Origin of the sequence: Borreliella afzelii (assembly GCF_014202295.1) — a bacterium.
Lineage (GTDB): Bacteria > Spirochaetota > Spirochaetia > Borreliales > Borreliaceae > Borreliella > Borreliella afzelii.
Genome location: NZ_JACHGM010000005.1, coordinates 1 through 20,050 on the forward strand (window position 1 = coordinate 1; position 20,050 = coordinate 20,050).

At 24.3% G+C, this 20,050-nt stretch carries 16 protein-coding genes and 3 pseudogenes; 12 read left to right on the forward strand and 7 right to left on the reverse strand.

Going from position 1 to position 20,050, the window contains the following annotated elements; translation table 11 throughout:
- Positions 1-132: 132 nt before the first annotated feature.
- Complete coding sequence (locus tag HNP63_RS04825; protein ID WP_012615146.1) at positions 133-477, reverse strand: hypothetical protein; 345 nt, start codon at positions 475-477, stop codon at positions 133-135.
- Between the two features lie 422 nt (positions 478-899).
- Here HNP63_RS04825 and HNP63_RS04830 point away from each other — a divergent pair, with 422 nt between their 5' ends.
- Positions 900-1,784 (forward strand): P12 family lipoprotein, encoded by an 885-nt coding sequence (locus tag HNP63_RS04830; protein ID WP_048830821.1) that lies wholly within the window; start codon positions 900-902, stop codon positions 1,782-1,784.
- Between the two features lie 182 nt (positions 1,785-1,966).
- Entirely contained in the window at positions 1,967-2,464 is a 498-nt protein-coding gene (locus HNP63_RS04835) for a P13 family porin (RefSeq protein ID WP_183227352.1), read from the forward strand.
- A gap of 62 nt (positions 2,465-2,526) precedes the next feature.
- Here the strand turns inward: HNP63_RS04835 and HNP63_RS07075 are convergent.
- Positions 2,527-2,718: pseudogene (locus HNP63_RS07075) on the reverse strand (hypothetical protein); the annotation flags it as partial.
- A gap of 111 nt (positions 2,719-2,829) precedes the next feature.
- Between HNP63_RS07075 and HNP63_RS04845 the strand changes: the two are divergent.
- From HNP63_RS04845 to HNP63_RS04860, 4 genes and pseudogenes are all read left to right on the forward strand, one after another.
- Complete coding sequence (locus HNP63_RS04845) at positions 2,830-3,090, forward strand: P12 family lipoprotein (RefSeq protein ID WP_052689652.1); 261 nt, start codon at positions 2,830-2,832, stop codon at positions 3,088-3,090.
- Positions 3,091-3,614: 524 nt separating this feature from the next.
- Positions 3,615-4,457 carry a virulence associated lipoprotein gene (locus HNP63_RS04850; protein ID WP_183227354.1) on the forward strand — a complete coding sequence of 281 codons (843 nt, stop codon included), beginning with the start codon at positions 3,615-3,617 and terminating at the stop codon, positions 4,455-4,457.
- 564 nt (positions 4,458-5,021) lie between these two features.
- Positions 5,022-6,200 carry an MFS transporter gene (locus HNP63_RS04855; protein ID WP_183227356.1) on the forward strand — a complete coding sequence of 393 codons (1,179 nt, stop codon included), beginning with the start codon at positions 5,022-5,024 and terminating at the stop codon, positions 6,198-6,200.
- Between the two features lie 836 nt (positions 6,201-7,036).
- Positions 7,037-7,889: pseudogene (locus HNP63_RS04860) on the forward strand (S2/P23 family protein).
- A 599-nt stretch (positions 7,890-8,488) separates the two neighbouring features.
- On the opposite strand, the gene HNP63_RS04865 reads toward HNP63_RS04860, so the two are convergent.
- From HNP63_RS04865 to HNP63_RS04875, 3 genes are all read right to left on the reverse strand, one after another.
- On the reverse strand, positions 8,489-12,325 hold the full coding sequence (locus HNP63_RS04865) for an Eco57I restriction-modification methylase domain-containing protein (RefSeq protein WP_183227358.1): 3,837 nt from the start codon (positions 12,323-12,325) through the stop codon (positions 8,489-8,491).
- 120 nt (positions 12,326-12,445) lie between these two features.
- A complete protein-coding gene (gene eppA, locus HNP63_RS04870; RefSeq protein ID WP_110482932.1) occupies positions 12,446-12,688 on the reverse strand; it encodes an exported protein A EppA in 243 nt (80 codons plus the stop codon).
- Positions 12,689-12,747: 59 nt separating this feature from the next.
- Positions 12,748-12,924: a hypothetical protein gene (locus HNP63_RS04875; RefSeq protein WP_183227372.1), complete on the reverse strand. Its 177-nt coding sequence runs from the start codon at positions 12,922-12,924 to the stop codon at positions 12,748-12,750.
- Between the two features lie 7 nt (positions 12,925-12,931).
- On the opposite strand from HNP63_RS04875, the pseudogene HNP63_RS06825 reads away from it, so the two are divergent.
- The 6 genes and pseudogenes from HNP63_RS06825 to bdr all read left to right on the forward strand — a co-directional run.
- Positions 12,932-13,521, forward strand: a pseudogene (locus HNP63_RS06825) (transposase); the annotation flags it as partial.
- A gap of 143 nt (positions 13,522-13,664) precedes the next feature.
- Complete coding sequence (locus HNP63_RS04880) at positions 13,665-14,582, forward strand: plasmid maintenance protein (protein WP_011703847.1); 918 nt, start codon at positions 13,665-13,667, stop codon at positions 14,580-14,582.
- Entirely contained in the window at positions 14,575-15,141 is a 567-nt protein-coding gene (locus tag HNP63_RS04885) for a DUF226 domain-containing protein (RefSeq protein ID WP_048830816.1), read from the forward strand. Before HNP63_RS04880 ends, HNP63_RS04885 begins: the two co-directional genes overlap by 8 nt.
- The gene (locus HNP63_RS04890; RefSeq protein ID WP_012615239.1) at positions 15,114-15,869 is read left to right on the forward strand and encodes a ParA family protein; all 756 of its coding nucleotides are present in this window, start codon (positions 15,114-15,116) and stop codon (positions 15,867-15,869) included. The genes HNP63_RS04885 and HNP63_RS04890 overlap by 28 nt, the downstream gene beginning before the upstream one ends.
- A 95-nt stretch (positions 15,870-15,964) precedes the next feature.
- Positions 15,965-16,594, forward strand: coding sequence for a chromosome replication/partitioning protein (locus HNP63_RS04895; RefSeq protein WP_011703850.1), 630 nt, complete (start codon positions 15,965-15,967; stop codon positions 16,592-16,594).
- Positions 16,595-16,752: 158 nt separating this feature from the next.
- Entirely contained in the window at positions 16,753-17,097 is a 345-nt protein-coding gene (gene bdr / locus HNP63_RS04900) for a Bdr family repetitive protein (protein WP_183227360.1), read from the forward strand.
- A gap of 778 nt (positions 17,098-17,875) precedes the next feature.
- On the opposite strand, the gene HNP63_RS04905 is transcribed toward bdr, so the two are convergent.
- Together HNP63_RS04905 and HNP63_RS04910 are read right to left on the reverse strand one after the other, a co-directional pair.
- Positions 17,876-18,136, reverse strand: coding sequence for a P13 family porin (locus HNP63_RS04905; RefSeq protein WP_048830814.1), 261 nt, complete (start codon positions 18,134-18,136; stop codon positions 17,876-17,878).
- 453 nt (positions 18,137-18,589) lie between these two features.
- The gene (locus HNP63_RS04910; RefSeq protein WP_183227362.1) at positions 18,590-19,552 is read right to left on the reverse strand and encodes a CRASP family complement regulator-acquiring lipoprotein; all 963 of its coding nucleotides are present in this window, start codon (positions 19,550-19,552) and stop codon (positions 18,590-18,592) included.
- Positions 19,553-20,050: the final 498 nt, after the last annotated feature.

The window sequence follows — 20,050 nt, forward strand, 5'->3', positions numbered from 1 at the left end:
AGATTAATCTTTAGAGTTAATATATCTATACTAATTAAAAATTAATTAATTAATTTTTAATTAGTATAGATATATTAACTCTAAAGATTAATCTAAAAAGGTAAAACTTTCCCCTTCAAACAAAATAAAACTTTAAATATAATTTCTCAAAAGAATAAACCTACAATTCTCTGGATGTGCAAGCAAAAGATCCAAAAAATATTTATTTTTTAAGTAACCTCTATTTTTTGGATATTCATAAAAAGGAATTAATACTTTATTTTCTAATGCTAATTTTATAGTTTTATCGCTAATATTATTTTCAGTAGCAAATAATATTAATTCTTTGTATGTTTTTTTATTTTTTGCAAATATTGCGATATCGAGCAAATGTTCAAAAATGTTATCATTTACTTTAATTTGAAATTTGCCTAAATTAACAAGATTACCAGAAGTTGATTTATTAAAAAATGAAGTTGGATTTTTTATGTAAGTCATTTTATACCTTCTAATATTTAAGACCAAGCGATCAAATATTAGAAATAATTTAATCGAGCCTAGTCTTAATATTAATTAAATTTCTTACCTAGCATAATCACAACCTCTTACCTTATTGTAACTATAAATTATAATAAAGTATTATAGTTAATACTATAGAGTCGTAGAGTCTCTCATATAGAACATCTCTTAGAGTTTTTTGAATCCTCTCTTTTTCTTTGGCTAAAGCGTCCTTTGCTAATTTTTGGGTGATTGCTATTGAGGCATTTATTTTTACAATATTTTTAACAAAAAATTAAAATATTTTTATTATAATTCAAACAAAATGATATATAATCTTAATTAATAAGAATATTAATTAATAATTAATATTCTTATTAGAAAAAAGGAGAATATTTTTATGAGAAAAGGAGAATATTTTTATGAGAAAAGGTTTGTTTTTATATACATTATTAATAGTAGGATTAATGTCTTGCAACCTAGATTCCAAATTATCTGGTAATAAAGAACAAAAAAATAACAATAATGCAAAAGGGGCTTCGTACAGTATTAAAGAAGATGCTCTTAATGATTTATATAGTAATCAAGAAGAGCAAAAAGGCTTTACTAAAAATTTCGGAGAACAGAAATATGAGGATTTAATTGATCCTGTAGCACCTTCAGTATCATTAAATAATAGGGTTAATATAGCAAATATTTCAATTGATGAGCATGCTCAAAAAAAAGAAATAAAAAAAGAGGATTTGATTCCCTCTACTGATGAAGAAAAGAGAGCAGACGAAGCAATTAAAGATTTAGGAAATATTCTTGGAAACTCTAAATTTTCTGAATTAATTGAAGAAGCGCGTGCACTTAAAAATGAATATGCTTTAATAAAAGCTGATTTGCATGATGTGCTAGAAAAAATTCAAAATAAAAAAACACCACTAATGGGAAATTATAAGAATAATAGAGACAAGATAAATAAATTAGCAAAATTGGAGGAAGATAATTTAAAGATAGATTCTGAACTTGAGAAACTTATAAATAAGATTAATATTGCAGAAAATGAGATAATATCTGCTGCTTTATTTTTTGATAAGGCCAATAAAAGGTTAAAAGAAAGTATTATTAAAAGATTAGAGAGTAGAAATAAGAGATCTGATGCATTAAAATTATCTAGACAGGCTCTAAGTGACGCAAGAAGTGCTTTAAGTAATTTAGAATCTTTTTTTTCTAACAGAATTGAGGCAATAGGAAGAAAGAAAGAAATAAAAGAGCTTATTACACATGCAAAAACTATTGTAGCAAGTCTCAACAAAAAATAATAAAGAATTCTCCATTTATAATTTCTATGAAATTTAGGTGGAGATAAATTTTTAAAATCAGCTTAGAACATTCAAGTAACTCAAATTATATTTTAGGAAGAAAATCTATCTCCCCATATAAAATCTAGAAATTGCGCTAATATTCAATTATCAAAACTTAATTATTAGGAGGGAATATTAATATGAAAAAAATTTTCACATTAATATTAATTTTTGGTTTAACTATGCAAATCTTTGCGTCAGAAGATACAGTTGGAAAAGGTATTGGGGATATTTCAACTACTTTGAAATATGAAAGCCAAAAAGCCCCCGTGCTTGCACCATTCCTTTTGAATTTCTTTTTTTCTTTTGGGATAGGATCCTTTGTTCAAGGGGATTATATTGGTGGTGGTGCAGTGCTTGGATCTCAAGTATTAGGAGGAATACTTTGGATAACTGGAATAATCATTGGTGGAACAGCAAAAGGACCAGCACAAGCAATAACCGGACTTACAATAGTGGGGATAGGAATAGGCACGATTTCAGCAGCCCACATAGCCTCGCTAATTATTCCATTTACATTTGCAAATAGATACAATACAAATCTTAGAAAAAAACTTAGCATTTCGCTTGCAGGGTTTGAACCAAATTTTGATATCGGAATAAACGGATTCCAACTATCGTTTAAAAAAAGTTATTAAATCAAGTGCAATAGTAACTTTACAATCTCAATTGTCAATTCAAAATCTGACAATTGGGTCTGTTATGCAATCCAAAGATTGAAACCCTTCGCACCTAGAAAATAATTCTCATATCCTTTCATTAAGGATAAAATATAATCTTCTCCTTTTTTGTTTTTCAATACCTTAAAATCATTAAGCAAAGTTATAAAATCTTATTTAGTTAATGAGTAAAGACTGGCCACAATGAAATTATTTTCTTTTTCTTTTTTTCTCATTTTTGTATACCTTTTTTTATTTGTGTCAAAAAATGTCGTCCGGTCTCCGGACGATTCTTTTCTACCCCCACCATATTCAAATGTTAGCCACATAAAAAAACATCGCCAATGGAAAATTCTAAGAACAATAGAAATAAGACAAGGGAACTAGTACGATTACAAAATCAGTTAAGGATAGATATTGAACTTGATAATCTTATAAATAAGATTGATATCGCAGGAAATGAAATAAGATCTTCGGCTTTCTTTTTTGATGACTCGCAGAAAAATTTAAAAGAAAGTAATATTAAAAGATTAGAGAGTAAAAGTAAGGCATCTTATGCATTGCAATTATCTAGATTAGCTCTAAGTAAAACAATGAGGCATTAGGGGAAAAGAAGGAGATAAAAGAACTCATTGAAAATACAAAAACCGTTTTATCAAGTTTCAATAGATAAGAGAATCTATAAATGTCACACAAGCTAACTTTTAATAATCACTGTGCTATACCTTTTTAAGGTTAGAATTCACTTATTTTTCAATAGATCTATACTAAACAACGACCATAGATACTAAAAAACTCTTCTATAAATAAATTAATATTACATGAACATGGTGGGGTTACCTTTTGGTTTATTTATTTAAATACTTTCATTAGCTTAAGAACTGCACAGAACTATTCGATAATATCTTAAAATACTCTACAAATTATTTACAATTTTAAAGTTTTTAAATCTTTAAGACAATAATCATCAAAATAAATTTTTAAAAAGCTCAAAATAATATAAAATTTCTGACAATGAAAATATTATCATGATTATTATCTCATCTATATTTATTATAATCTAATTATATTAGATTGAATATTATATTATATTAAATATAATATAATATTTTAAATAAGGAGAATATTTATGAAATATAATATAATTGTAAGCATATTTGTTTTTTTATTTTTAAATGCTTGCAATCCAGATTTTAAAACCAATCAAAAAGATATGAAGGATCAATCTAGTAAAAAAGAACTAAAATCCAATAAAGAGGGATTAAAAACCAAAACAACAGTAACCCCAAATCAAGAAGCAAACCCAAATCAAGAAGCAAACCCAAATCAAGAAAAAACCTCTAATAAAAGAATAAAAAACACACCTCTTGACGATCTAAGAAATTTAATAGAAACAGCTAATATCGATAGACAAAAATATGTAAAAAAATTGGAAGAAGAACCTTCAGACCAATATGGAATATTGGCTTTCAAAAAATTAGTTTGGGTGGGAAATTTATCCAGTGAAAAGATAGCTGATAATAGCGATAAATCTAAAAGATATAGAAAATGTATTTATGCCACCTTAAATGCTATTGACACTAATAAATTAAAGGAATTTTCAGAAATTATAATATTATCGGGACAAACACAAAGCCTATTTAGCATCTTTAACGAATTTGGAAGTGCTATTGACGACGTGATTGTTTATCTATATTCCAAAAAAGACACTATAAATAAACTAGACACTTTAGACTTAGAGAAGCTTAAAAATTCATTTGAGAAATTATTATCTACAAAAACAATCGTTTCAGAAATGTTAAACCAACTTTTATTAGATTATCAAAATAATAAAAATCTTATAAAAACAAATTATACTAAACTCAAATCTTATGTAATTGAACTTTACAAACAACTTGTAAAAAAAAGGGAAGAATCTGAAAATCTAAAAAACGACATAATTTCAATATATACCTTAAAGGTTATGTATTGAAATTATCATAATGTAAAAGCCTATCTTCAATAAAAGATAGGCTTAATGTTTTAACTAAAAATTGCAAAGAATTTTCCATCTATAATTTACATAAACTTTAGTTGAAAACAAGTTTTGTCAAATTGATTTACTGGTTTTATAAATAAACTTCTTCATAATGTTTATAGAAACTCCCCTCCAGCAAAAATAATACGCTTTGAAGATACTATTTTTAAATTGTTAATAAATTTAAAAGCCAATATTATGATTAAATTATAGTAATATATAAACTACTATTTCTATAATCTTTAATTTAGTAATAGTAATTAGCAAGAGATTTAATATTATTAATGCCATATTCTTTAAATATAGGCTCTTTATTATTCATTTTTATAAAGACAAAAGATATGAAGCTTAATTGCAATTGCATCGGGTATAGATTATTATTAATATCATGTTTTATTTTGGCAATAAATATGAAAAAATTAATTCTTTAAATAAACAAATTGATATTAGTAATCATAATTTCCTATTTCATTTTATTAATATTCTAAAGAACAAATCCTGCAAATGTAATAAAGATTTATGATAGAAAGCAAACATCAAAAATACTATTTTTATTCATTATTTTTGTCAGAACTTGCAAGAACGTTACCCCATGCTGTACTAACTATTATTTTAATAAATAAAGGATTATCACTAAAAGATATTGCTATAGTACAAATTTGCTATATGGCAGCAATTATTATTTTTGAATTTCCATCAGGAATAATATCAGATATTTTTGATAGACAAATTGTTTACTTAGTATCAATTTTTCTACTAATGATTTCTTATTTTATTATTTTTAAAGCTTCTTCATTCGTACTTCTTTGTATTTCTTGGTTTATATATGGGATGTCAGCTGCTATTAACACCGGGACAATCGATATTAGCTTTACTAAGCTATACCAAAATAATTCAAAAAAGCTAAAAGCTTTTATATCATTTGTAAAAATGATATTAAGTATTGGTGCTATTTTAGGTGGATATATTGGAAGTGTACTATATTTATATATTGATATAAAAATTTACCTAATTTCATTGTTAATATATCTAATATCCTCTTTAATTACAATTTTTTTCATACCAAATGATAAAAATACAGATCATAAGCACAATAAAGAAGATTTAACTTTATATCTTATAAAGTTTTTTAAAAAAATAATAATATTATTGAAATCTAAAGAGCTTTTAGCAGTATTTATTCTAAATAGCTCTATTCAATTTTTTTATCAACCTTTTTATTTATACTGGCAAGCAATTTTTATTGATAAAAATATATCTATTAGCATATTTGGAATCATATATGTACTATTTCGCGTATCAGATATTATGGGAGCATGGATATTTAGAAAAATTAAACATTCAAAATATGATATTTATGTTATTTTAGCTATAATATTTTTATTATCAGTTTTAATAAAAATAGTTTTACATATTTACATATTTATTACTATAATCATATTTTTAGTAATTTTAATTTCTGTTTATTCTAATAATTTAGAATATTTTTTTAAAAAAAATGTGGATTCAAAAGTTTTAGGAACCTTAACTTCTATTAATAGTACATTATCTCGTATATTTTCATTTTTAGCACTAGGCATATGTTCAATTTTAACTAATTTTATAAGTGCTATAAATACATTTGTTTTATTAATACTTATTTTTTGTACATTATCTATTATTGTAACATATAAATTTAAAAATAATAAAAAAAGTTGAGAAATAGATATTATTAATATCCTTCTTATGGAAAAGACATTAAAATACGCGTGTAAGGTTATTAAATTCTTTTATTTCTTTTTCATGCTCACAATATACTCTAAAAGAGGGGTTTAGAATCACTTTTTCTATTTTATCCTCTAATTCTTGATTTTTTATCAATCTCTTTTAATTTTAGATCTTCAACTTGCCCTTATAGATATCCATAAAGCTTGCATTAATTCGTATTTTTGGATAAATTTCTGATCCAGATTTCTAAAAACTCCAATCCACTCTTCTTCTTTTATTTTATCTTTTGTATCTAAAAAGCCTTTAACTTATTTTTTTAAAACAATCTTTACAATTTAAATTATTTTTTCTTGCATAGCTTTATGGACATCAACAAAAGATTAATCTAAAGTAGTTTTACCACCTCTAATTATTCCAAAAAAGAATAATTCTTATAGGTAGAGAACAGTATGCTTACTACTTTTCGCTTGCTTGTTTAATTAAAGGGTTATTGCTTTATGCCTATTCTATTCTTAATCGAGTTCATTAAAAAGTTTCTTCCTAGTTATTAAATAAAACTGAAATGCTTTTTTGTCAAAAAGTCAAGCCTTAAGTGTAAATATTTTTAACCTAAAAAATAAAAATAATGAATATATGATTAATTTTTTATTTTAATACTAGTAAAATTACTTAGATGAGCTACTATTTCTAAATTAGAGCTTATAGAATAAGCAGTTCATTTTTTTAGCTAACTCTTTTTTAGGTATAATGAAAAAATATTTTATGAATTTTTAATATTAAATTAATGGAGTAATGCTTTAGAAATTAATTAAAGCAAAAAGGATTTTATGAAAAAGAGTATAAATATTTTGAATATATTTTTCTTTATATCACTTCTTTATTCTTGTGTTGTAGGATCAAATTCTTTAAAAAACACCAAAACTGGAATTTTAAATTTTGAGCTAATTGAAAAGGATAATGAAAAAGATAATAAAGAAAATATTAAAAATATTTCCTGTATTAATGAAGAATTTGGGTCAAGCGAAATAAAAGAAGGAGAAGTTTATGGTGGGGGGGGGATTGCTTTGCAGGTTATGTTACATGGGCAAAATCTGGTAATTTAAGAGCTATCAAAGACAGATATAATAATTTAATTGAAGAGCTTAAAGGGCTAAATATGCGTATATTTTTTCACCCATTCAATTTAAAACTTCATCATGGTTTAGCTATAGTTATTATATTAATGATAATAACTATAAAATATTGGGTAATGAAGTGCCAATAGCTAAAATAATAGCATTTGAGTCAACCAAAGAGTTTGAAGAAAAATATGAAGTTAAAAGCCTAAAGTTAATTTCTGAAGGCGTGAATTTTGATTTTGAGCAATATAGAACTGATGATTTTGCTAAAATTACTTTGAAAGAAGTTTCAAGAGAGGCTGGATATATTAATTCATATAATTTTGGGGTTTTTAATAATGCTTTAACAGATTTTTTTACTCTTTTTTATAAAAAGAGTAAATGTAGTTATATGCTTGCATATCTTACTATAAAAGATAGGCAAACTAATGAGGATAAAACCTATGAAATTGTATTAGATCTAAAACTATTTAATGATGTTGTTAAGCTAATATTTGCCAAGTATCCAGATTTATCAAAAGAAAAATTAAAGCTTCCTATTGATTTGATGAATAATAAATAACCTGATGAAATTTTTAATAAATAGATTTATTTTATTAGAAAATACTAGAAGCACTTTAAAAAGCAAAATAAAAAATGATAAAGAAAATAAAATACTGTAGAAGTTGGTGACATTGAGGATTATTTAGAAAGATTAAAAAGTTATTTAAAAGAAATTAAAGGATAGCTTGAAAATTCTAAAAAGAAAGAAATAACTTCTAAAGTTATAAAATTGGGGTATTTAGCGTAGATTGTCCTAAATACTACTTAATTGATTTATTAATATAAAAAAACAAGAAAATATTATTAAAACATATTATAAAAAAATATGCTTTTAAAAAAATAAATTTCTATTTAATTAATATAAAAAACTATAAAACTCTTTTTATAAATTACCAATAATTATCACTAAATCATCTTATTTTACCCCATATATGTAACACAAAAAGAATTATAAAATATCAATAACATACCTATAAACATTATTTTCTTTAATTTCTCTAAAGTTTTTTAGCTTCCCCATCACTTTCTTAAAAAGAACTTTTTCATCATTTTATAGTAAAATTTTTCGCAAAAACATATATTTTATTAAATTAATAATAATCTCTTTAAAAGAATTAACTAAGATTGAATTGTTGAGTTAAGTTTATTTATTCTTAAATAATTCTCATATCCTTTTATTAAAGACAAAATATAGTCTTCTCCTTTTTTATTTTTTAGTACCTTAAAATCATTAAGCAAAACCATAAAATCTTCTTTGGTAAGTGAATAAAGACTGGCTACAATAAAATTGTTTTCATTTTCTTTTTCTTTAAAAAATTCATCTTTGGTATCTAGATTTAAGATTTTATCAACTTCTTCTTTACTAAACTTAAAATGTTCCAAGTAAAGTAAATATTTAAAGTTCCCCAGATCATTTTTAGCTATTAGCAAGGAAGTATTTTTTATTAAAGTTAAGTATAGCGGATTAGCTAGAATTTCATCTTTTTCGGGCTGGGGCATTGGACATTGATAAAGGCATGACTTTAGCACATTTGAATCAACAAATCTTCTTAGCAAAAAATCAAATGCTAATGAATTAAAAATAGATATAATAAATAATTTCTTATAAATAGATATTGGTGTTTTCTCATAATTTATATACATTGAATTTACACAATAACAATTTTTAGGAGACAAAGTACTAATCATAGTTCTTTCATCTGTGTTTCTTGCAATTGCTCTATAGAATACTCTTTTAGTTTGATGCCGATCGTCTTTAGCTAATATTTTTTCTAAATCTTCTTTATCTATCCAGAAAAACTTAGAACTTTCTTTTGCATCCTTATTTTCAAAAAATCTTGAATTAAACTGATGAATATTAGCTCCACAATAAAGAAATATAAAGTTTTCATTATCATATTCTTTTAATAAAGATTTACGATTCTTAATACTTGGGTCTAAGCCTTTTTTAAAATCGATATATTCTTCACTAAGAATACCAAATTGGATAAACATTTTGTTAATCAAACTAAATTCTTTATTTTTTTTAAATTCTATTATTGATTCTTGAATAGGAGATAGTTTTTTAATTTGGTCTATATCTAATTCAATTCCTTTATAAGGATCTTCTTTATTGTCTTTTAAATCTCTAGTTATTTCTTTTAAAATATTATCACTGCTCTGGATCATAAATTTTGCTTTAAAAATAGATGTGGGGGATTTGGTATTACTTAGTTGAAATATTACAAATTTAAAAAGCGATACTACATCTTTAAATCTCTTTTGATTTTGAAATTGATAAATATAATTAAGTTTATAGTTAGTAAATATATGCTTTCTTAGCAATCTAGAACTAGATTCACTCCAAAGAGCTGAAGGGGTTAGATAAGTTAAATTGCCCCCTGGTTTTATTAGCTTTAAATTAAATCTAATAAAGTATCTAAAAAGATTCGGATCACCACCACTAGAAAAGTCTTTAAAATCACTTTTATAAATATTATTAATAGTACTTATACTATTTTTTTCTTCATTGTATTCAATCTTCAAAGGATGTGTGTCTTTACTAAGTATTTCTTGCTTTATTTTATTTTGGTCTTTTATGCTTAGTTTTCTGTAATTAGGAATGTGTTTTGAGAAAAATTCAGATTCATCAAACTTGGTTTTCTCCCATGGAGGATTTCCAATTACAATATCAAAGCCTTCCTCAATATCTGGGAACTCAATTCCATAGTGAAAAAATTTATAATAGCTACTTACTTTTCTAATTTTTTCTATTTTTTCTTTATCTTCGCTAGAAGTTTTATTGCCCAAAATATTTTCAATTAAACTAATTACAGCTGTAATATCACTAAATTCTATTTTTAAAGATTTGTCAAAAGATAAAGAATAAAGTTTGATTAAAGAAAATATTATTCTTAAATACTCTGTATCTTCACTTTCCTCATATTCTTTGTATATCTTTTTGGATTTTTCTATATCTTCTTTAGTAGTATCGTTAATACTTTTAATTTTTTGATAGCTATCTTCTAAAATAGTTGTAATTTCTTTAATTCTCTCTTTAAATAACGAAAATCCACTTTCAAATTTCTTTTTTGTAATATCAAAAAATTCATCCTTGGTATATCCTAGCAGGGCATTTCCTACTTTTATGTGATGTTCAATAAAGCTTAGTGGTGTTCCAAAAATAAAGGTATTAATCCATAAGCTTAGCATAGTAATTTCAACCGAAATAGGATTAATATCAACACCATAAATACACTTCTTTAATAGCATCCTTTTAAGTACCAATTCTTTACTTATACTATCTTGAACGTCGTATTCTTCACTTTCTTTAAGAATAGCTCTATATTCTTTATCAAGCTCTTTTTTTACATCTTCAAATTTATCTAGCTCGTACCATACTTTTTCTGTTAAGTAATCTAAACAAGAAATTAAAAAATGCCCTGATCCACAAGAATTATCAATGATTTTTATATCTAAAGGGGACTTAGTTTTAAGCTGTTCTTCAATTGATGATATGACCATAAAGTCAGTTAAGTCATCCGGGGTATAATATGCTCCGCTTTTCTTTCTATCAAGCGATCTAGATGTAAGATAAATATTGCCTTTATAGTATGTAGCAACTTTGTTTACTTGCTTATTTTCAAGCTCTTCTTCAGTACGAATGAGATAAACCCCGTCTTCAACAATACGATGAACAGTAGTATCTGCAATTCTTAGGTCATATTCAAGTAGAGTCTCGTACAATTCTCCAAAACTTTTAGGATCTAGCTTTGAATACTCTACAAATTTTTCATCTTTAATATTTTTTTCTTCAAAGAAAAGTATTTTAACCAGTATTTCTTCAAGCTCACTAATACTTAGTAAACTTTCATTATTTAAATATTTAACCTTGTCTTCTGCAAATAATCCTCCATTAAATATAGGAAACTTTATTGCATCACTTCCTTTATCAAGTAAATTAAAAATTGTTATTATTTTTTTATATCCTAATTTATTTTTTGTATTTTCATCATAAAAAAAATATCTAAAAGATATAGAAGACCTGTATAGCTTATTTTCTTCTAATATTTTCTTAAAAATTTCGTTATCTTCAATATATGCAATAAAAAATATTCTTAAAATAAAAATAATTGATTCTTCAAGAATGCTAGCTAAAATATGTTGGGTAATTTCCTTGTCTGATACTTTAAATTCTTTGTCATATATATTTTTTGCAATTTTAAATATTACAGAGTCGTCAGGCTTCTCATAAAGTATCTCTCTAAGAGTTTTTTGAATTATCTCTTTTTCTTTAGATATTTGTTCTTTTTCAATCTCTATTACATTGCTTGTCTTTAGGTATCTTTCTTTTCTTATAAGGTAGATGAATAAAACAAACCATTCTTGTTCTTTGTATTCTTCTTTTTCTTCAACTTTAGAAAAATCAAATTCAATATATCTTTTTTCTCCATAAAGGACTTTAGATTTGTCATATAATCTCCACACTTTTCCATTTGAAAGCATCCCATAATGTTTTTGATATTGATTTAGATATCTATATAGCTGATCTTCTGCTTCTTTTACTTTATCTTTAGTATTAAAACTAAATGATGGACGCTTAACTTCTACTATAAGTAAGATATCTTCGGCTGGAATAGGCTCATTATTTTTTTTAGCTTCTTCTAATTTATTATTAAAATCTACTTTGTCTTTATCATTTTCGAAAAGTAGTATATCTACTCTAGAATCCACTCCTTCTATTTGCCCACCTTTTTGTTGTTCTACTGAATAATTTAGTTTTTCAAATATAGATCTTAATAAAGCCTCTATATTTGCTTCTGTTGAATTATCATCTATTGAAGAAAGTTTATTTTTTATAAGAATAAAAAAGTCTTTTAGTTTATTAATATTCTCTTTTTTAATAAAATCTTCTGATAGTTCTTTATAAAGAGATATATTTGGATCATTTGTTTTTACAATGTTATTAGTTTTCATTATTTATGCCTACAATAACTACAATGCCTATAAAACCCATTTATGTTATTTATAAATCTTTTTTAGCTATTCTTAATACTCATAATATGTTCTAGGATTACCTTTTTTAACTTTAAAAGTCTAATCTTTAGGCAAATCGACCAAAGTTTGTTTTAATATTTGTTTAACTGTAAATACTTTATTTCTAGAATAAGATTGTTCAAATCTATTTCTGGCTTTTTCTCCATATTTATCAGCGTAATCGATTTTATACAAGCCTAATTTTATTAAATAATCAAAATTTTGATATAGATAACAATCTATAAGATAATTTATAACCTCAAGCTTTATGAATATAACTAAAGTTATCAATTTATTTTGTATAACACACTCATAACATCACGAACATATAAAAACCACTTTTTTCCTTAATCCTAATTTTTTTAAACAACCTCTAATTTATGAAGCATAGGCAAAAAAGGGCTTCTATCCTTTTCATTTTTAAAATTATAATTATCTAATCTTTTGTTAATTTTTTCTTTAGAAGAATCTTGTTCATAATTATCCTCTCCTAAAATTAAAAAATAAACCAAAGTTCTTGATTTACAACTCTTTAACAAGTAGCGAGGGGATCCCCCCAATAATCCTAAATATTTACTAAAAAATGAAAATGGGCTTAATAAACACTAAAGAAAACTGCCCAAAAAACAACAAGATTCTATTAATAGAATTAATCTAGATTAAGAGTTATTAAGCTGCATAAGAAAATTTCAAATCAAAGAAAAGACTTTTTACATAAATTATCTTATTACTTTACAGCTAAATAATATAAAAACATAGTAATAAAAAACTTATCAATTCAAAGTATATAAAAAGGATATTTAGAGAAAGTATTAATGATTTAAAACGATATGGATTTGTAATACAATTATCATATAAATCAGAGCAGCTGAGATCCTCTTTTCATAAAGTAGATAGATATTTCCCATCAAATAAACTATGTAACAATTATGATATTAAAAATACAACTCTAAAATTAAATAATACTAGATGGACTTATAGTAGTTTAGGCACGACTCATGCTAGAGATATAAATGAATGCAACTCTAAATCTTAAGGCTTATTACTATAAAGAAATAAAAACTACGGCAGAAACTGCCCGAAGCAAAACCCTCGTGGATCATACCCCAGTAGATATCCGTTCTTATAGAACCTAAAAAGGAATTATAGGATGAAACAAAAAACTCTTTCTATAATCTTTGATTTAAAAAAATCATACTTCATGGGTTGAAATTAATCAAATATTTTGATTATAATAAAGTTATTGCTAATAAAAATACACTGAAAATGGAGATTAAAAATGAAATCAGTTATATCTAGCCATGACCACCAAACCTATAAAAACAAACTACTTAGTAAAGTCTGCAGACTGAAAAAAATTATTTCGGTTATTATTTACTTAAATAAAGAGTTTGAAAAAAAACACAGCATCTTAATTAATAAAGAACACTTTACTTACGAAAAAGTAAAAGAGCTTCGAGTTCATCATCAAGGAGATATACTTCGAGTACTAAACTCAAATATACATAAAGAAAATAAAAAAGAAACCACAATTAATACTCTAAGAATAGATTTAAGATTTTTAGTTAAACTGAAAGCATTAGAAAAAAGAATACTAACATTTTCAAATAACTTTGGAGAATTTAAAGGAAAGCTTTGTATATATAAAGTATCACCCATTGCACATAAATTGATTGATGTATATTTTAGCAGCACTAAATCAGACTTAATTAAGAAAGTAAAGGAAGAAAAAGATGATTTAGCAGAAAAAAAAGGATATTTCAAAACTGAAAATATCACTGAAAATATCACTGTATATAATAAACAATATATAAATATATATAATAAGAATTCTATAGAAAAATCTTTCTTTAAAAGAATTAAATCAATAACTTCTAAAACTAAAAATCCAATTAAAACACTAAAAAATACTTTATTAAACTATAAAGATTTTAAAAATTATCTAAAATATGATTATGAGGTAAAAGATATTAAAGAATTTTTTTTATCTAAACTAAATCTTTATAAACATAAAATTCATTTTATGAGAAAAACTGCACCTTATAAAACCGATTTCTACATTATTGCAGGAGAATTTAAAGACACTTATGTTACTAAATGGAAAGAAAATAAAATAAATAACTTTTCAGGACATGCAAGTATAATAGCTAATAATATTTTAACCAATATTTTGACAAAAGGATTAAAATTTGAGTAGATTACTTGAAAAACTAAAACAAAAAAAGGCTTTGATAAAGATTAGCAACATTTCAATTAAAAAAGATACCTTTAGTAAAATAGAAGAAATAGACGGCAAAAAAGTATACTACACAAAAATATTTAAACATTTAATTGGCTTCAGAATTACTAACAAAGGACAAAGACTTAGACTTGTTTTTCAAGAATTTAATAATCTTAATAAAGATTATTACTTTTTTAACCTTTTTGCATTAGAAGAAAATGATAAATTTTTAGGAATAAAATATGGATGGGATCGTCTTAAAAAACCTTTATTTCTTAAAAAAGAAAATAATAAAATTTATGCAATAAAAAAACTATATCACATAGAGTTTAGGTTTAAAAAAGGATCTATTAAGTCCTATATATTGTCTTTAAGAACTTTGTTAAGAAAAAAAGAAAAAGAAGCCACCGAGTACTATCAGTTTACGTTAAATCATTTAGAAAAAATGGAAAGCAAGGTATATAGGTTTTACAATAAAAAATTACCAGACGGAGGAATTTTAAAAAAATGGATATTAAAAAATCAGATATCATAACAATGGCTTCAATCAAGGGGGGAGTTGGAAAAAGTGCACTTTCTATACTTTTTTCTTATGTTTTAAAAGAATTGGGGAAAAAAGTACTATTAATTGATTTGGATCCACAAAATTCTTTAACTTCCTATTTTAATAGGTATATTTCAAATATTGAAAAATACAATTCCTACAGCATGTTAAAAGGGGATTTCCATTTTAATGAATGCATTTATAAAATTGATGATTATATATCTATAATTCCCTCTCATCCCATTTTAGGAAAATTTAATTCAGAAGCCATTGATTATAAAGAAATTATTTTAGAACATCATTTAAATGAAAATATTCAAAATTATAATTTTGATTATGTTTTATTAGATACTCCCCCCAGTTTAGATTTTCTTTTAAAGAATGCCTTAAATGTTACGGATTATATTGTAATTCCAGTTCAGGTAGAAATATGGTCAATAGAAAGTTTTACTATTTTGATTAATGCAGTTAATGATATTATAAAATTTAGGAAGAAAATATACAATATTTCTATTGTAGAGAACCAGTTTATAAAAAATAGAAAAACGATAAAAGAGGTGGAGGATTTGCTTTATAAAGAATATAAAGAATATATCAAGGGCAAGATACATTTTTCAAATAGCATAAAAGTTCTTATAAACGGGCGGTTAGAACCCTCTACAAAAGAAATGTATCATAAAGAAATAAAAGATACTTTAAAAAATATTTTTTCTTTATAGTTAACAAAAATGCTAGTTATAATATTACTTATCTAGAGTTGTCCGATATCGGACATGTAATTTAATCAAAAATTACCTAAAAATAGGAGAGAAGAATGGGGAAAAAAGAAAATAAAAAGCAAGTAACTTTATATAAAAGGGTTGAAATTCCTACAGGAGAAGAATTAAATTTAGATAATAATCAAGATGAAGAATTGATAAATTACAATAAACTAAAGGAACAGTTGAAATTAAATTTGAAATCCGATATTAATAATAAAATTCAAAGAATGAGGATTCTATATGAAATTAAACAAAAAGAACTTTATAAATATGATGGTTTTAAAAGTTTTAAACAGTTTATAAGGTCTTATGTAATTGCTAGAAGCCAAGCATATATGTATTTGAAAATTTATGAGAAAGTTTTAGAAGGGACTATTTCGATTGAAAAAGTTAAAGAAATAGGTTTTGTAGCTACATATAAAAATATATTAAAGAACAATTCTTTATATGTATATAAAGAAAATATGATTAAAGAAAATGCAGAAGAAGATGATAATAGTCAAAATATACCTATTCGAATTTTAATGAAAGATAAAGAAGTTTATGATTTTTGCAAAAAAGATACCAAAAGAATATATTTTATTCTAGAGAGGCTGATTAAAGATAAAAAAAATATCTTGTCAGATCTTATTATTGATTATGAAAATCATAGAAAAGATAAAAAGAAAAAAGTTAACTCTTGATTATTATTATATAATATACTATTATCAAATTAGGTTAGAGAACTTTTCTCTCTCCGTTTTCAGTAGTAAAATATTTGCCCATAGGGGCTTTTTTTGTGCCTGCTAATTCTATATGAACTACTATTTCTAAATTTCCTAAATAAGAGTATAATAAACATATGTTAGAGACAAAAGTTAATGAAAACGATGTATATAATGAGCTCGTTAGGTTGGGTATGAATAAAATATTAGCAAGTGATTTGGCTACTAGATTTTATCATAATGAAATAACAATAAAGGATTTAGAGATTGTTAAACTAGAGCTTCAAGGTTTTGTAAGAGATGAAGTTAGCACTGTAAAAGATGAAATTAATATTGTAAAAGGAAAAATTAAAAGCTTAAAAACCGAATTCGATAGTAAATTAAAACTTCATAATTGGATGATAGGAATTGTATTAGCCTCTCAAGGAACAATAGCAGGTATTTTAGTTAGTCTATTCTTTTATATAGTGAATAAATTATAAAATAAATAAAGTGAACATTACTTCTGCAATCTTTTAAAAGATTATAAAAGCAATATATTCCCATTGATAATTATATAAAGCTTAAGTTGTCAACAAAAATCTTGAGAGTTATAAAATATTTATTTTTAAAGCCATAAATACTTTTTTTATTTAATGAAGAAAAAATGTTTTATAAATTTTTGGCATTAAACTAATAGAGAAGCTTTAAAAATTGCTTAAAGTAAAAAGAATTTTATGAAAAGGATATAAGTATCTTAAAATATATTTCTTTATATTGTTTTTTATTCTTGTTTGCCAACACCAGAATATTTAGAAAGTGTCAAGGCTGGAATTTTAGGTTTTAAGCCAATTGAAGAGGATATTAAAGAAAATAATAAAAAATTACAAGGGATTTATTAGATGAGATTTTTTCAAATAATAAAGATTATTTAAACAAGATATTTAAAGAATATTCTGATTTAAATTTTTAAAAAAATAAAGCAAAACATACAAGTAATTACTTGTAAAATTTAAATAATTTTTATGCAATTGTCAGGAATTGTATTTGTATACCAATACAATCCGAATTGTCAATTTAAAACCGCAGTAATAAGTTTTGTTGATTGCTTTTTAAAATTTAAAGTTTTTAACAAAGTCTATTTATTATTAGATTGTAAAAATTATTATCTTACATCTATTTAACAACTTTTTTAAACAACAGCTGGAATTCGCTTATCTAATATCAAGGATGGGTTCAAACTTTTCAAGTTCAGAGTTGAGTCTTTTTAAAAGATTTTCATTATGCTAATTTACATTTGTAAATTAGCATAATAAGTGAGGTTACATGTAATGCTACAACTATACTTGTTCTTGCTTCTACTAGTAGGGAGCCGGGCAATTGTGTTTTATTGGTGTTTAGAATAATTCCAGTTCCTAAAAGTATTGTCCCCAATAAACTGAATACAAGCACTGAGTCATCAGTAATATAATCCCCTTGGACAAAGGATTCTACTTTAAAAGGCAAAAATAAATTTAAAAGGAATGGTACTTTTGGATTCATTTTTTTCTTCCTGGTATCGTTTAAGGACCCCTTTAATCTTTTTAATATCTTTTCCAATTGGATCTTGTTTATATTATTAAATGATTAGTAGTTACAAATAAAATTATATAATAAATAAAAGGATTAATTATAAAGAAATAAATCAATCTTAAAATTATTAATCTCCTTTTTTATTTTATTTATTGCTATTAACACAATAAGTGAACTGCTATTTCTAAATCAAATATTTATAGAAATTACTTTTAAATATAATTCTTGTAAAAGATGTGCAATTGATAATATTAATCTATTACTAACCGTTATTACTAAATTAAAGATTATAGAAATAGTAGTTTGCTTATTTAGAATGATTATCTAAATCATAGGTGAAAAGTTATTTGCAATCTTTAGCTAAAACATTAAGCCTATCTTTAATAAAGATAGGCTTTTATATTATTATAATTTTAATACTACTTAAAAGTTTTTTATTGAAAGTATGTCACTTTTTAGCTTTTCTGCTTCTTCCTGGTTTTCTTCAATTTGTTTTATAATTTCCTCTACATGAAGTTTAAGCTTGGTGGTATCTGTTTGTATAGAATTCTTATTATCTTGATAATCTAATAAAAGTTGTTTTAACATTTTTGAGACGATTGCTTTTGTAGATAATAATTTTTCAAACAAATCTTTAAGATTCTCTAAATCCGAAATCCCTAGTTTGTCTAGATTATCTTTTTTTGGATATAGGTGAATAATCACGTAGTCGATATTGCCCCCCAATGCGCTAGAGGTATTAAATATGCCTTCTACTTCATTTGCCAATATTATAATTTCTGAAAATTTCTTTAATTCACTAGTATCCATATCATTTAAGATCCCGTAAGTCAATTTTCTATAGGCTTTAGATCTTTCGGAATTATCGGATACTGTTTCGCGTGGTTCTTCATGCCATCTCAATCTTTTGAAAGCCCATATTCCATATTGGTCCGTAGGTTCTTCTTTTAATCTTTTTTCATATTTTTCTTTATCTGCGTTTGCTTTTTCTATTAAGTTTCTTAAATCATTAAGCAGCATGTTTTTTTTCCTTTGATTTTGGTCTGCTACTTCTTGATTTTGGTCTGCTACTTCTTGATTTTGGTCTGCTACTTCTTGATTTTGGTCTACTACTTCTTGATTTTGGTCTACTACTTCTTGATTTTGGTTTGCTACTTCTTGATTTTGGTTTGCTACTTCTTGATTTTGGTTTGCTACTTCTTGATTTTTTTGGTTTATTTCTGTTTTAGGGCTTAATCCTTTTTTATTAGATTTTATTCTTTTTTTATTAGATTTTAATCCTTTTTTACTAGAATGATACTTTATATCTTTTTGATTGGTGTTAAAATCCGGATTGCAAGCTAAAAATAAAAAAACAAACAAGCTTACAATTATATTATATTTCATAAATACTCTCCTTACTTTAAATCTAATAATTAATATAATGCAATATTAATATAATATAATAATTATTATTAATTAATAATTATTATAATTCAATATTAGTATAATCCAATATTTAATATAAAATTTTATTGTATTAATAATAGATTGTTGAAATAATAATATTTTTATTATTAGAAGTTTTATAATATTTTGATTAATTTTTAAGACCTAATAGATGATAATAAGGATCAAATCAATATTGTGTTTAAAAACATAAATAAGGAAGAATTAATAATTAAAGATATAAGTAGGGGGTAAAAAATTAACCAAAGGGGTATTAATTTAATTGCTAAGCATTCTAATTTGAATTAACCTATAAATTATGCTATTGAAAATATTTAAGAAGAGTTTGAGCTAAATAAAAAATATTCTAGGGTTTATGTTTTTATATATTGGGCTATTATAAATAATTTTTTTAAAAATATTATTTATCTTGCAATACTTTTTTGTTTTTACTAT